Raw genomic sequence first — 14,471 nt, 5'->3', positions numbered from 1 at the left:
TCATGCGCACAGGGATGATCGCGCTCGCACTGGGGCTTGTTGCCCTGCGTTTTCTGCCGGTATTGCCGCCGACCTGGCTGTTGCTGCTGATGCCGGTCGTGGCATTGATGCTGCTGCCGTTTCGCACTTATCCATTGGCGTTGTTTCTGCTCGGTTTCACCTGGGCGTGCATGTCCGCGCAGTGGGCGCTGCATGACCGTCTGCCGCAGCGGCTGGACGGGCGGACGTTGTGGGTACAGGGCAACGTAGTCGGATTGCCGAGTGTTGCCGAGGGCGTGGTGCGTTTCGAGCTGGAGGACGCCAGCTCACGACGGTCGAAACTGCCTGCGCGCATTCGCCTGGCCTGGTACGGCGGCCCTGAGGTCCGTAGCGGCGAGCGCTGGCGTCTGGCGGTCAAACTCAAGCGTCCGGGCGGGCTGGTCAATCCGGATGCCTTCGATTATCAGGCCTGGCTGCTGGCGCAGCGCATCGGCGCTACCGGGACGGTGGCAGACGGTCAGCGGCTGGCCCCGGCACGTGGGGCCTGGCGCGATGGCGTTCGTCAGCGGTTGTTGGCCGTCGATGCGCAGGGCAGGGAAGGTGGTCTGGCTGCCTTGGTGCTGGGCGATGGCTCTGGATTGTCGCGCACCGACTGGCAGGTGCTGCAAGACACCGGCACGGTGCATCTGCTGGTGATTTCCGGTCAGCACATCGGCCTGCTGGCCGGGGTGGTGTACGCGCTGGTGGCAGGGCTGGCACGTTGGGGGCTGTGGCCGCGCGCCGTGCCGTGGCTTCCCGCCGCTTGCGTGCTGGCGTTTGGCGCAGCCTTGGGTTACGGGCTGCTGGCTGGTTTCGACGTGCCGGTACGGCGCGCCTGTGTGATGGTCGCCATGGTGCTGCTCTGGCGTTTACGCTTTCGGCATCTGGGCGTGGTCTGGCCGTTATTGCTGTCATTCAACACGGTGCTGATCTTTGAACCCTTGGTGACGTTACAACCGGGGTTCTGGTTGTCCTTTGCGGCGGTCGGCATTCTGATTCTGATTTTCAGTGGCCGACTGGGTGCCTGGAGCGGGTGGCAGAGCTGGAGCCGTGCGCAGTGGTTGATCGCCGTAGGCCTGCTGCCGATTCTGCTGGCGCTGAACCTGCCGATCAGCCTCAGTGGTCCGTTTGCCAATCTTATTGCTGTTCCGTGGGTCAGCGTGATCGTTCTGCCGCCTGCACTGATCGGTACCTTGCTGCTGCCCATTCCGGTGTTGGGTGAAGGTCTATTGTGGCTCGCCGGAGGCGCGCTGGAATGGCTGTTCGTGTTCCTCGCCCTGGTCGCAGCAGCGCTGCCCGCCTGGTTACCCAGCGCGGTGCCAGTCTGGGCCTGGGTCTTGAGTCTTTTTGGGGCCTTGCTGTTGTTGCTGCCCAAGGGCGTGCCGATGCGTCCGTTGGGCTGGCCTTTGCTGTTGCTGTGTGTGTTTCCGCCGCTCGAATCGGTGCCGACGGGGCAGGTCGACGTACTGCAACTGGATGTGGGCCAAGGGCTGGCGATTCTCCTGCGTACCCGTCATCACACGCTGTTGTATGACGCCGGGCCGCGTTTCGGTGAGTTCGATATCGGCGAGCGGGTGGTCGTGCCCGCGATTCGCAAGACCGGTGTTCGTCATCTGGATCTGATGCTGATCAGCCACGCCGACGCGGATCATGCCGGTGGTGCGCAGGCGGTTCATCAGGCGTTCCCGGTGACTCGGGTGCTGGGCGGTGAACTGGCCAGGCTCGCCCCGCAGCTCGATGCCGGGCTGTGCGAAAGTGGTGAGCGCTGGGAGTGGGATGGTGTGGTATTCACCACGTGGCGCTGGGAGCAGGCTCCCGATGGGAATGCGGCTTCCTGCATCCTCAGCGTCGATGCCGGTGGCGAGCGTCTGCTGCTGACAGGCGATATCGATGTTCATGCCGAGCGTGCAGCCATCGACAGCGGTTTCGACCTGCGCGCCCACTGGTTGCAGGCGCCCCATCACGGCAGCCGGTCCTCGTCTTCGAAGCCCTTTCTTCAGGCTGTCGCGCCCGTTGGCGTATTGATCTCCCGAGGGCGCAACAATGCCTTCGGGCATCCGCACCCGCGGGTCATGGCGCGTTATCGATGGTTGGGCATCCCGGGTTATGACAGCGCCGAACTGGGCGCCATCCGTCTGCAACTGGGTGCATTCGGCTCGCCCCGGGCAGAACGTGCGCAGCGGCGGTTCTGGCGTGATTGAGCGTGTGGATATCGATCTGAGCGCTCGGCATTCAGCGACCCTATGGTAGAGTGGCGCCAATTTTTCGATGGAGTGATCACTGTGTGGGAACTGGTCAAGTCTGGCGGCTGGATGATGCTGCCGATCATTTTGAGTTCCATCGCCGCTGCCGGCATTATCATCGAGCGTCTGTGGACGCTGCGTGCCAGCCGTATCGCGCCGCCGCATCTATTGGGACAGGCCTGGCAGTGGATTCAGGAAAAGAAGCTCGATAGCGAAAAACTCAAGCAACTGCGCGCCGACTCGCCGCTGGGTGAAATCCTCGCGGCAGGTCTGGCCAACTCCAGACATGGTCGCGAGATCATGAAAGAGTGCATCGAAGAAGCCGCCGCGCGGGTCATTCATGATCTGGAACGCTACCTGAGCGCGCTGGGCTCGATTGCGGCAATGGCACCACTGCTTGGCCTGCTCGGGACAGTATTGGGCATGATCGAGATCTTCGGCTCGTTCAACAGTACTGGCGCGACAGCCAATGCCGGCGTGCTGGCAAGCGGTATTTCCAAGGCGCTCATCTGTACGGCATCGGGCCTGATTGTCGCGATCCCGGCGATCTTCTTTCATCGCTTTCTGCAGGGCCGTGTCGATGAGCTGGTGGTCGGCATGGAGCAGCAGGCCATTCGTCTGGTTGAAGTGGTGCAGGGCGACCGTGATGTCGATCTGATCGACGCCAAGGTTGATCTCAAGTCGCTGGCCAGGGCGGGCGGGAGCAAGAAAAAGTGAAATTTCGCCGCCGCAGACCCCGCGAAAACATCGACATCAATCTGGTTTCCCTGATTGATGTGGTGTTCATCCTGCTGCTGTTCTTCATCGTGACGACCACCTTCACCCGTGAGACCCAGTTGCGCGTGGACCTGCCGCAGGCGGTTACCGGCACGCCGGAGGTGGACGCCGCTGCGAAACATCTGGACATCGCGATCAATGCTGACGGGATCTTTTCCCTGAACAACCAGCTGTTGCCGAAAAACGATCTGGCCACGCTGATCGAGGCCTTGCAGCGTGAGTCGGCGGGCGATACCAGTTTGCCGCTGTCGATCAGCGCCGATGGCAAGACTCCGCATCAGTCGGTCATCACGGCCATGGATGCTGCGGGAAAACTGGGTTTCAGTCATTTGCGCATGACCACTGTCGAGGCCACATCGGCTAACTGATGGCATTTACCGACCGTTTGCTTGATGCCTGGTACAAAGGCCACCCTGCGCTGACGCTTTTGCGTCCGCTGGAAAGCCTCTACCGGCGGGTTGTCGATGGCAAACGCGCGCGTTTTCTGGCCGGGGAGGGTGACATCTATCGCGCTCCGGTGCCGGTGATCGTGGTGGGTAATATCACGATCGGCGGCACCGGCAAGACTCCGCTGATTCTCTGGATGATCGAACACTGTCGTCGACGCGGCTTGCGCGTGGGTGTGGTCAGCCGCGGTTATGGCGCCAGGCCGCCAAGCCTGCCGTGGCGCGTGCTGCCCGGGCAAAGCGCCAGCGAGGCAGGTGACGAGCCTTTGCTCATCGTGCAGCGCTGCGGTGTGCCACTGATGATCGATCCGGATCGCAGCCGCGCCGTTCGGGCCTTGCTCGCGGCCGAGCCGCTGGACCTGATTCTTTCCGACGATGGCTTGCAGCATTATCGCCTGGCTCGCGACTTGGAGCTGGTGCTGATCGATGCCGCTCGCGGTCTGGGCAATCGCCGCTGTTTGCCTGCCGGCCCACTGCGCGAGCCGGTCGAACGTCTGGGCAGTGTCGATGCCTTGCTCTACAACGGAGCCATCGCGGATCGCGCCGATGGCTATGCGTTTACCCTCAAGCCGTCTGCGCTGATCAACCTGCGCAGCGGCGATCGCCAGCCGGTGGAATATTTTCCGCCCGGGCAGGCGCTGCATGCGGTAGCCGGAATCGGCAACCCGCAACGTTTCTTCAATACCCTCGAAGGATTACACTGGCGACCGGTGGCTCACGCGTTTGCCGACCATGCGGTCTACAGTGCTCAGGCGCTGACCTTCAGCCCATCGTTACCCTTGGTCATGACCGAGAAGGATGCGGTGAAATGTCGTGCTTTCGCAGCCGATGACTGGTGGTATCTGGCGGTGGATGCAGTACCCTCCGACGCCTTCGTCGGCTGGTTCGATGAGCAACTGCTACGTCTTTCTCCATGATTGCTTCAGGATCTCCTATGGACACCAAACTACTCGACATCCTCGCTTGCCCTGTCTGCAAGGGACCATTGAAGCTCAGCGCCGACAAGACCGAGCTGATCAGTAAAGGCGCAGGCCTTGCATACCCGGTTCGCGACGGCATTCCGGTCATGCTGGAAACCGAAGCCCGCACTCTGACCACCGACGAGCGACTGGAAAAATGACAGCAGCCTTCACCGTTGTCATCCCTGCGCGTTACGGCTCCAGCCGCTTTCCTGGCAAACCGCTGAAAATCATTGCGGGCAAGCCGATGGTTCAGCTTGTCTGGGAGCAGGCGCGCAAGAGCAGTGCCGAACGTGTGGTGATCGCCACCGACGATGCGCGCATTGTCGAGGCCTGCCAGGCGTTTGGTGCCGAAGTGCTGCTGACCCGCGATGATCATAATTCCGGCACTGACCGTCTGGCCGAAGTGGCCGCGCAATTGGGGCTGGCGGCTGACGCCATCGTGGTCAACGTGCAGGGTGACGAGCCGATGATTCCGCCGGCAGTCATCGATCAGGTGGCGTCCAATCTTGCTGCTCATCCCGAAGCTGGCATGTCGACGCTCGCCGAGCCTATCGATGATGTAGCGATGCTGTTCAATCCGAATATCGTCAAGGTGTCGACGGACATCAACGGCCTGGCCCTGACCTTCAGTCGTGCGCCATTGCCGTGGGCGCGTGACGCGCTGGCCAAAAGCCGCGACGAGTTGCCTGCCGGTGTGCCTTATCGCCGGCATATCGGGATCTACGCCTACCGCGCGGGTTTCCTGCATGACTTCGTTGGCTGGGGGCCTTGCTGGCTGGAAAACACCGAAAGCCTCGAGCAATTGCGTGCGCTGTGGAACGGTGTGCGGATACATGTTGCCGATGCGCTGGAAGCGCCCCCCGGCGGCGTCGACACACCGGAAGACCTTGAGCGCGTAAGACGCCTGCTGGAGGTTTGATGCGACGTGTTCAGGCGAGCGGGCAGGTGAGGCCATGACCTTGCAGATTCGCTCTGCGGTTTCCCTTAAACCGTTCAACACCTTCGGTGTCGAGGTTCAGGCACAGCTGTTTGCCGAAGCGCACAGCGATCAAGACGTTCGCGAAGCGCTGGCTTACTCTGCCGACCATGATGTGCCAATGCTGGTGATTGGTGGTGGCAGCAATCTGCTGTTGAGCGGTGATGTTCCGGCTCTGGTGCTGCGCATGGCCAGTCGCGGTATTCGTACCGTGCGCGAAGACTGTCTGGAATCGATAATAGAAGCTGAAGCGGGTGAGCCCTGGCATCCGTTTGTGCAGGCGTGTCTCGCGCTCGGGTTGGCGGGGCTGGAAAACCTCAGCCTGATCCCGGGCACTGTCGGTGCCGCGCCCATGCAAAACATCGGCGCTTACGGCGTAGAAATCAAGGATGTCTTCCACAGCCTGACGGCGCTGGATCGCGAGACGGGCGAGTTGCGTGAGTTTTCCCTGGAAGACTGTGCGTTTGGCTATCGCGACAGTGTGTTCAAGCACCAGGTCGCGCGCTGGTTGATCCTGCGTGTGCGCTTCCGGCTGACCCGCGAAGCCAATCTGCACCTTGAGTACGGTCCGGTTCGGCAGCGTCTGGATGAACAGGGCATCAAGGCGCCCACTCCGTTTGATGTCAGCCGTGCAATCTGTGCTATTCGCAGCGAAAAACTGCCTGACCCGGCGGTGCTGGGCAATGCGGGCAGTTTCTTCAAGAACCCGGTGATTTCTGCCGATCTGTACGCGACGATCCAGCATGAACACCCCGGTGTGGTCGGCTATCCGCAGGCCGATGGCCGGGTGAAGCTGGCGGCAGGCTGGCTGATTGAGCAGGCTGGCTGGAAAGGCTTTCGAGAGGGCGACGCAGGCGTGCACACGCTTCAATCGCTGGTACTGGTCAACTATGGCCAGGCGACCGGCGCGCAACTGCTGAACCTGGCGCGCCGCATCCAGAGCGACATTGCTGAACGTTTCGGCGTCGAGCTGGAGATGGAGCCCAACCTGTACTGAGGACCAAGGCATGCGGCCGCATGCCTGCCGTTCCCGCAAGAGGTAAGCAGTCAGACATAAAAAAGCCCCGCCTGCTTGCACAGGCGGGGCTTTTTCATGGGCCGGGGTTAGGCGAGGGGGTTATGCTCGGTCTCTTTCTCGGCTTCATGCTGCAACTGAATCACGGAGTCTTCAGTCTTGTGCTCGGAGGCCGGTGAAGGCTGGACCGATTCTGCTTCGGCGGCAACAGGTGCTGCTTCGGCGACTGGAGCGCTGGCAGCAGAGGCTTCCTGCTGACGACGTGCTTCTTCTTCACGCTTGCGGCGACGCACTTCACGTGGATCGTTCGGAGCGCGGCCGGTGCTGCTGACCGCTGGCGCGGAGGGTGCCTCTGCGGCCACTGGCTCTTGCTCTTGCGGGGCAGCGGCCTGTTCTTCAGCGGCGGCCTGAGGCGCGACGTAAGGAGCAGGCTCCTCTTTCACCGCTTCAGGCTCGACGGCGACTGGTTCGGCCGCAGGAGCAGGCACAGGCGTTGGCAGTTCAGATGATTCGGTGGCAGGCACTTCCTCATGGACCGCAGCTTCGACTGGCGCTTCTGGCGTTGGCTCTGGCGTTGGTTTGAACGGCACGACGCGTTCTGCGTGCGGTGCTTCGAACAGCTCGGACTGCGCAGCAATGGCAGGCGCTTCGACAGCTGCCGGCTGAACTTCTACCTCTGGAGCAGGCTGCGCTACTGGAGCATCGTCTGCTACCGGGGCTTCAACGGCAGGCGCTTCAACGGTCGGCTCTGCAGCAACGGGCGCTTCTACGGCCGGTGCTTCAGTCGCTGCTGTTTCAGCTACAGGCGCTTCGGTCGCAGGTGCTTCGGCAACAGGCGTCTGTTGCACAGGTTCTGCGTCCGCAGCGATTGAGGTGCTGTTGGCGCGTTCGGCCTGTTGATGCGCATCGGCTTCAGCGGGTGCGCTGATCACGCTGCTGGCGGCAGAGGCGGCGGCTGTGAAACCCAGGCCGGCCGACAGATCGGCGCTGCCTTCTTCATTAGCGTTCTCTTCGGAGCCTTCGATCACATTGCCGTTGGCATCACGCTGACGCTCGCGGCGGTTGCTGCGACGACGCTGGCCACGGGAGCGGCGGCGAGGGCGATCACCGTCGTTACCGTCGTTGCCATCGTTGATTTCCTGGTTGTCGTCTTGAGTCTGCTCTTCGTTAAGCAGCACTTCCTCTTCTTCGCCCACGACAGCCGCGGCCTGTTCGGCACGTGGTTGACGTTCTTCGCGAGGGGCGCGTGGCTGGCGTTCTTCACGCGGAGCGCGCTCTGGACGTTCTTCACGGGCAAGGCTCACGGCAGGGGCGGCATCCAGCGGCTCACGCAGTTCGCGGACCGGACGGTCTTCGCGAGCTTCACGCGGCTTGCGCTCACGGGAGGTGCGGGCCGGACGCTCTTCGCGCGGCGCCGATTCTTCACGGGCTTCACGCGGTTCACGTACGGCGCGCTCTTCGCGGGGTGCACGTTCTTCACGCGGCGCACGCTCTTCGCGAGGTGCGCGCTCGGCACGTTCTTCGCGTGGAGCACGCTCTTCACGAGGCTTGCGCTCTTCGTCACGACGATTGTTGCGACCCCGGCTCTGTTGGCGACCGTTGCGGCGTTCTTCGTTACGTGCCGGGCGTTGCTCGGCGGCGGGTTTTTCAACCACTACCGGCGCAACAGGCTCTTCCTTGGTCGCGAACAGGCTGACCAGAGACTTCACCAGGCCTTTGAACAGACTTGGCTCATGAACCACCGGGGCTGGAGTTGGAGCAGGCTCTGCGGCTTCAACCGGAACCGGCGCATTGGCGCGTGCCGGGGCGGTCTTGACTGCAGCTTCCTGACGAACCAGGGTGCGGGTCGCAGCAGCCAGCGGGGCAATTTCTTCCACTTCGGCAGCGGCAGCGGCGATTTCGTAGCTGGTCTGGTTGTTGTGCGCTTCCGGGCTGTCATCACGCAGACGTTGAACTTCGAAGTGCGGCGTTTCCAGATGATCGTTCGGCAGGATGATGATGCGGGCGCGAGTACGCAGTTCGATCTTGGTGATCGAGTTGCGCTTTTCGTTGAGCAGGAACGCAGCAACCGGGATCGGCACCTGAGCGCGCACTTCTGCAGTGCGGTCTTTCAGGGCTTCTTCTTCGATCAGGCGCAGGATCGCCAGCGACAGCGATTCCACGTCGCGGATGATGCCGGTGCCATTGCAGCGCGGGCAGACGATGCCGCTGCTCTCGCCCAGCGATGGACGCAGGCGCTGACGGGACATTTCCAGCAGGCCGAAGCGCGAAATGCGACCGACCTGAACGCGGGCGCGGTCGGCTTCCAGGCTTTCGCGGACTTTCTCTTCCACGGCGCGCTGGTTCTTGGCAGGCGTCATGTCGATGAAGTCGATGACGATCAGGCCGCCGATGTCACGCAGACGCAGTTGACGGGCGATTTCCTCAGCCGCTTCAAGGTTGGTCTGCAGGGCGGTTTCTTCGATGTCGCTGCCTTTGGTGGCGCGCGCCGAGTTGATGTCGATGGACACCAGTGCTTCGGTCGGATCGATGACGATGGAGCCACCGGAAGGCAGCTCGACAACGCGCTGGAAAGCGGTTTCGATCTGGCTTTCGATCTGGAAGCGGTTGAACAGCGGAACGCTGTCTTCGTACAGCTTGATCTTGCTGGCGTATTGCGGCATCACCTGGCGGATGAAGGTCAGGGCTTCTTCCTGGGCTTCGATGCTGTCGATCAGGACTTCACCGATGTCCTGGCGCAGGTAGTCGCGGATGGCGCGGATGATGACGTTGCTTTCCTGGTAGATCAGGAAAGGCGCGGAGCGGTCCAGGGACGCTTCCTTGATGGCGGTCCACAGCTGCAGCAGGTAGTCGAGGTCCCACTGCATTTCTTCGCTGCTGCGGCCAAGACCGGCGGTGCGAACGATCAGGCCCATGTCGGCAGGGGCGATCAGGCCGTTCAGGGCTTCGCGCAGCTCATTGCGCTCTTCACCTTCGATACGACGCGAAATGCCACCGGCACGCGGGTTGTTCGGCATCAGGACCAGGTAGCGGCCTGCAAGGCTGATGAAGGTGGTCAGGGCTGCGCCCTTGTTGCCACGTTCTTCTTTCTCGACCTGAACGATGACTTCCTGGCCTTCGCTCAGGACGTCCTTGATGTTGACGCGGCCTTCAGGGGCTTTCTTGAAGTACTCGCGGGAGATTTCCTTGAGGGGCAGAAAACCGTGGCGCTCAGAGCCGAAATCGACAAAGGCAGCCTCAAGGCTGGGTTCGATACGAGTGATCCGGCCTTTGTAGATGTTGGCCTTCTTCTGCTCGCGTGCACCTGATTCGATGTCCAGGTCGTAGAGGCGCTGGCCGTCTACCAGTGCAACACGCAACTCTTCGGGTTGAGTCGCGTTAATCAGCATTCTTTTCATGTAGTACCGTCGGTTTCCGGGCTGCCGGAAACGGCGTTCGGCACACACGACTTCTCACGGTCGGTGTCAGGGCACGTCAGGAGTGGTTGAACACTCCAGTGTCTAGCGAGATCCTCGCCCAGAGGGGGCGGAGGGTCGCGACGACGTTTCCTGCTTGCTGTGGTGGCATAAGACACCCTTTTCAGCAAAAGCTTTGTCAGGAGGAGGAATCGACCATCGGTAGCGGACGAGATGAAGCGTCTAGAACAAGCCTTGTGCTACACAGTCCGATGGTTGTGCGTCTCCACCCTACACGTATCCCTGATAATTCGGGTGCTGCCGCGCGCAGAATCCGCAGCGGGTTGGCATTTACCGCAATCTTCGAAAGGGAAGACTGCGCATCATGGCTTGAGGCGTTGTTCCCGAGACGTTCGCTCGTTGCGTCTGGAAGCGACTGCACTTTGTGAACTGGCCATGAACTGTCCGCACCGACGGCGAGCTGTCTGCTCTGCTGTCGGGCGTGTATCCGGCCTCATGTCACCTGCGCCTGTTACGCTTTCATCGTGCTCCGTTGTCACCGAACGCCCCGTAGGACGGCCTCGCGTCCTCGTGAATTGCGTTGGTCAGGGCCGGTTGTCAACCGTTGGTCCGCTGTCCGGCCGCTTATGGCGGCGTTCGCGACTATATCAGCAATCATTAAGTGCTTCAAATCCATAAAAAATTGTTATGATTTGCGGCATGACGAATATTGCCCCTCCAACCCCCGGCGTCCAGCTGGTTGAGGTTGCGCCGGAACTTGCCGGTCAACGCATCGATAACTTTCTGATCACTTATCTCAAGGGTGTGCCCAAGACCTTGATCTACCGCATTGTGCGCAAAGGCGAAGTGCGTGTGAACAAGGGGCGGACCAAGCCCGAGTATAAGTTGCAGGCAGGCGATATCGTGCGCATTCCCCCTGTGCGGGTGCCCGAGCGTGATGAGCCGGTGCCGGTCGCGCAGGCCCTCTTGCAGCGCCTCGAGGCTGCGATTGTCTACGAAGACAAGGCGCTGATCGTGCTCAACAAGCCCGCGGGTATTGCCGTGCATGGCGGCAGTGGGCTGAGCTTCGGCGTGATCGAAGCGTTTCGCCAGTTGCGTCCGGATGCCAAGGAGCTTGAACTGGTGCATCGCCTCGACCGCGATACCTCCGGGCTGCTGATGATTGCCAAGAAACGCAGCATGTTGCGGCATCTGCATGAGGCCCTGCGTGGCGACGGTGTCGACAAGCGTTACATGGCGCTGGTACGCGGCAACTGGGCTGCTGCACAAAAGCAGGTGCGCGCGCCGTTGCTCAAGAGCAATCTGCGCTCTGGTGAGCGCATGGTCGAGGTCAATGAAGAGGGCAAGGAGGCATTGACCCTTTTCAAGGTGCTGCGTCGTTTCGGCGACTTTGCCACCATGGTCGAGGCCAAACCGGTCACCGGGCGCACGCACCAGATCAGGGTGCATACGCTGCACGCCGGTCATGCCATTGCCGGCGACACCAAATACGGGGACGAGAATTTCAGTCGCGAGATTCGCGACCTGGGCGGCAAGCGTCTGTTTCTGCATGCCTACATGCTGACCGTACCGATGCCTGATGGCAGTAAGCTGAATGTACAAGCGCCCGTCGACGAGATGTGGGCAAAGACAGTGGAGCGTCTGAGTGCAACGTGATTATGATCTGCTGATTTTCGACTGGGACGGCACACTGGCTGACTCGGTCGGGCGAATTATCCAGTCCATGCGCACGGCGGCCATCGAGAGCGGCCTTGAGGTGCGTGACGACTCCGCAATCAAGGACATTATCGGTCTGGGCCTGCCCGAGGCGATCCGGACCCTGTATCCGCAGATCAGCGACAGCCTGTTGATCGAATTCCGGCAGCACTACGCTGGCGCCTACATGGCAATGGATAACGTGCCCTCTCCGCTGTTTGAAGGTGTCGTGGAGTCGATGCAGGCGTTCCGCGAGGACGGTTATCGTCTGGCAGTGGCCACCGGCAAGGCGCGTCGCGGGCTTGATCGGGTGCTGAAAGCCAATGGCTGGGCTGATTATTTCGATATCACCCGGGCTGCCGACGAGACGGCCAGCAAGCCTGATCCGCTGATGCTCAACGAGATCATGGCGCACTGCGGCGTCGCGCCCGAGCGCTCGCTGATGATCGGTGATGCATCGTTCGATCTGTTGATGGCACGCAATGCCGGTATGGATTCTGTGGCGGTGGGGTATGGCGCCCAGCCGCTGGCGTCGTTGCGTCAGTTTGAGCCGCGTCTGGCTATCGAGCATTTTTCCGAGCTGCGTACCTGGTTGAACCGGCGCAGCGTCTAGTTTTCGGTGAGGGTAAAAGAAGCATGTCTGACGAATGGAAAGCGCCCGGTTCGCAAAATGCGGAAGAGGCTATCAATAGCAGGGAAGAAGCTAAAAGCTGGAAGCTTCTTGAAAAAACGCTGCTCGCCAGCGTGCAGGAGCAGCGACGCGCCCGTCGCTGGGGGATCTTCTTCAAGCTGCTGACATTTGTATTTCTGTTTGTGGCTGTGGTCCTGCCGATGCTGGATTTCGAAGGCGGAACGTCGCGCCGCTCCAGTCACACTGCGTTGATCGACGTGCAGGGCGTAATCGCCGACAAGGAATCGGCCAGTGCCGAGAACATTGTCACTGCGCTGCGCAATGCTTTCGAGGATGAAAAGACCAAAGGCGTGATCCTGCGCATCAACAGTCCGGGTGGCAGCCCGGTACAGTCTGGCTATGTGTACGACGAGATTCGTCGTCTGCGTGCCGAGAAGCCGGATATCAAGGTCTATGCAGTGATTACCGATCTCGGGGCGTCGGGCGCTTACTACATCGCCAGTGCGGCCGATCAGATCTATGCCGACAAGGCGAGTCTGGTGGGTTCCATTGGTGTGACGGCGGCCGGTTTCGGCTTTGTCGGCGCGATGGAGAAGCTGGGTGTGGATCGTCGCACCTACACGTCGGGCGAGCACAAGGCATTTCTCGATCCGTTCCAGCCGCAAAAAGCCGACGAGACGCAGTTCTGGCAGGGCGTGCTGGACACGACTCATCGCCAGTTCATCGCCAGCGTCAAGCAAGGCCGTGGCGATCGTCTGAAGGACAAGGATCATCCCGAGTTGTTCTCTGGCCTGATCTGGACCGGTGAGCAGGCGGTCGGGCTGGGTCTGGTTGATGGTCTGGGCAGTGCGAGTTATGTGGCGCGGGATGTGATCAAGGAAAAGAATATCGTCGAATACACCGTCGAAGAGTCGCCTTTTGATCGTTTCTCGAAGAAGCTGGGCACCAGTATTGCCGAGCGGATCGCCATGCTGGTGGGCTTCAATGGCCCTGTGCTGCGCTGATTCAGACGAATAGCGCTGTTGTTCCGAAAGCCCTGATCGTTGCCGGTCAGGGCTTTTTATTGGGCGCCCGGATCAGGGAATGCTGATCCCTTCCTTTATAAGCATGTCCACCAGGCGAATCAGTGGCAACCCGATCAGGCTGGTCGCATCACTGCCTTCTGTGCTGCGAAACAGGCTGACCCCCAATCCCTCGGCTTTGAAGCTGCCAGCGCAGTCGTAGGGCTCTTCAGCGCGCAGGTAACGCTCGATGCTGGCTCGGTCCAGCTCGCGCATGTGCACGGTAAAGGGCACGCAGTCGGTCTGGCATTCGCCTGTCGAGCTGTTGAGCAGTGCCAGGCCGGTCAGAAACGTCACGCTGGCACCACTCGCAGCGCCGAGCTGTTCCAGGGCGCGCTCGAAGGTATGAGGTTTGCCCAGTATCCTGTCGTTGAGGACGGCAACCTGGTCGGAGCCGATGATCAGGTGCTGCGGATAATCGCCTGCCAGCGCCTCGGCTTTCTGTCTGGCAAGGCGCAGTACGAGGTCGCGAGCGGCTTCGTCGGAGCGGTGGCTTTCGTCGATATCCGGGGATTTGCAGGTAAACGGCAGGCGCAGACGGGCAAGCAGTTCGCGGCGGTATGGGGAGCTGGAGGCAAGGAGCAGGGATGGCATGCGGTTCTCCGTTGGCAGAGCAGCGATTCTAATCAGTGGCCTGAGTGACGAACAGCCTGAATTTCCTTTGACATGCCAAGGGGGCATCCCTAGAATGCTGCGCCTATGTTGAATGACCCGATTCCATCTCACGTTGACCCGCGCAAATTGTCTGATCGCGGCACTACCCTTCAGGGTGAAGTGCTGCTGGGCGATTTGAAAAGACTCTGCGACCCGCTTGCCGACACTGTCGGTACGGTGCAGGCGAAATTCGTTTTTGAGCGTGACGAACGCCGCTCTGTGGTTATCCACAGTTCGATAGACGTCCCGGTCAAGATGGTTTGCCAGCGTTGTCTTGAGTTGGTCACCCTGCCGATCCACAGCGAATGCAGTTATGCCGTGGTGAAGGAGGGTGCGAATACCCAGTCGTTACCGAAAGGTTATGACGTGCTGGAACTGGGCGAAGATCCTTTGGATCTGCTGGCATTGATCGAGGAGGAGCTACTGCTCGCCTTGCCCATTGTGCCTGCTCATCATCCTGAAGAATGCCAGCAACCGGCGGGTCTCGATGAGCCCGAACCGAGCGTGGACGAGGTAACGCGGTCCAACCCGTTCAGTGTATTGGCGCAGTTAAAGCGTGACCCAAACGTTTAGGAGT

Annotated in this window: 13 protein-coding genes; 11 read left to right on the top strand and 2 right to left on the bottom strand. The window is 61.0% G+C overall.

Features of this window, described 5'->3' with window-relative positions; translation table 11 throughout:
• Positions 1-2 precede the first annotated feature (2 nt).
• From I9H07_RS15960 to murB, 7 genes are read left to right on the top strand one after another with little or no spacing between them, the layout of a single operon-like run.
• Positions 3-2,219: a DNA internalization-related competence protein ComEC/Rec2 gene (locus I9H07_RS15960; protein ID WP_058824728.1), complete on the top strand. Its 2,217-nt coding sequence runs from the start codon at positions 3-5 to the stop codon at positions 2,217-2,219.
• 42 nt (positions 2,220-2,261) lie between these two features.
• A complete protein-coding gene (locus I9H07_RS15955) occupies positions 2,262-2,978 on the top strand; it encodes a MotA/TolQ/ExbB proton channel family protein (RefSeq protein WP_063885127.1) in 717 nt (238 codons plus the stop codon).
• Positions 2,975-3,406 (top strand): ExbD/TolR family protein, encoded by a 432-nt coding sequence (locus tag I9H07_RS15950; RefSeq protein WP_007253407.1) that lies wholly within the window; start codon positions 2,975-2,977, stop codon positions 3,404-3,406. Before I9H07_RS15955 ends, I9H07_RS15950 begins: the two co-directional genes overlap by 4 nt.
• Positions 3,406-4,401: a tetraacyldisaccharide 4'-kinase gene (gene lpxK, locus I9H07_RS15945; RefSeq protein WP_058824727.1), complete on the top strand. Its 996-nt coding sequence runs from the start codon at positions 3,406-3,408 to the stop codon at positions 4,399-4,401. Before I9H07_RS15950 ends, lpxK begins: the two co-directional genes overlap by 1 nt.
• Before the next feature lie 17 nt (positions 4,402-4,418).
• Entirely contained in the window at positions 4,419-4,604 is a 186-nt protein-coding gene (locus tag I9H07_RS15940) for a Trm112 family protein (RefSeq protein ID WP_007253405.1), read from the top strand.
• Positions 4,601-5,365, top strand: coding sequence for a 3-deoxy-manno-octulosonate cytidylyltransferase (kdsB, locus tag I9H07_RS15935; RefSeq protein WP_024674363.1), 765 nt, complete (start codon positions 4,601-4,603; stop codon positions 5,363-5,365). Before I9H07_RS15940 ends, kdsB begins: the two co-directional genes overlap by 4 nt.
• Positions 5,366-5,399: 34 nt before the next feature.
• Positions 5,400-6,419, top strand: coding sequence for a UDP-N-acetylmuramate dehydrogenase (murB, locus tag I9H07_RS15930; protein ID WP_236424723.1), 1,020 nt, complete (start codon positions 5,400-5,402; stop codon positions 6,417-6,419).
• Positions 6,420-6,526: 107 nt separating this feature from the next.
• Here murB and rne read toward each other — a convergent pair whose 3' ends face one another.
• Entirely contained in the window at positions 6,527-9,835 is a 3,309-nt protein-coding gene (gene rne / locus I9H07_RS15925; protein WP_432760448.1) for a ribonuclease E, read from the bottom strand.
• A 717-nt stretch (positions 9,836-10,552) separates the two neighbouring features.
• On the opposite strand from rne, the gene rluC reads away from it, so the two are divergent.
• Genes rluC through sppA form a run of 3 tightly spaced genes read left to right on the top strand, consistent with a single transcriptional unit; the run spans position 10,553 to position 13,183 of the window.
• Positions 10,553-11,509: a 23S rRNA pseudouridine(955/2504/2580) synthase RluC gene (gene rluC, locus I9H07_RS15920; RefSeq protein ID WP_024674360.1), complete on the top strand. Its 957-nt coding sequence runs from the start codon at positions 10,553-10,555 to the stop codon at positions 11,507-11,509.
• Entirely contained in the window at positions 11,499-12,161 is a 663-nt protein-coding gene (locus I9H07_RS15915; RefSeq protein ID WP_024674359.1) for an HAD-IA family hydrolase, read from the top strand. Before rluC ends, I9H07_RS15915 begins: the two co-directional genes overlap by 11 nt.
• A gap of 23 nt (positions 12,162-12,184) precedes the next feature.
• Positions 12,185-13,183: a signal peptide peptidase SppA gene (gene sppA, locus I9H07_RS15910; RefSeq protein WP_024674358.1), complete on the top strand. Its 999-nt coding sequence runs from the start codon at positions 12,185-12,187 to the stop codon at positions 13,181-13,183.
• A 72-nt stretch (positions 13,184-13,255) separates the two neighbouring features.
• Here sppA and I9H07_RS15905 read toward each other — a convergent pair whose 3' ends face one another.
• Positions 13,256-13,834 carry a Maf family protein gene (locus tag I9H07_RS15905; protein ID WP_024674357.1) on the bottom strand — a complete coding sequence of 193 codons (579 nt, stop codon included), beginning with the start codon at positions 13,832-13,834 and terminating at the stop codon, positions 13,256-13,258.
• A gap of 105 nt (positions 13,835-13,939) precedes the next feature.
• On the opposite strand from I9H07_RS15905, the gene I9H07_RS15900 reads away from it, so the two are divergent.
• Positions 13,940-14,467 (top strand): YceD family protein, encoded by a 528-nt coding sequence (locus I9H07_RS15900; RefSeq protein ID WP_002552687.1) that lies wholly within the window; start codon positions 13,940-13,942, stop codon positions 14,465-14,467.
• Positions 14,468-14,471 lie beyond the last annotated feature (4 nt).

This window comes from Pseudomonas syringae (genome assembly GCF_023278085.1).
In the GTDB taxonomy this organism is placed as follows: Bacteria; Pseudomonadota; Gammaproteobacteria; order Pseudomonadales; family Pseudomonadaceae; genus Aquipseudomonas; species Aquipseudomonas syringae_Q.
The sequence above is the reverse complement of the archived record's forward strand: the minus strand, read 5'-3'. Positions and strand labels throughout refer to the sequence as shown.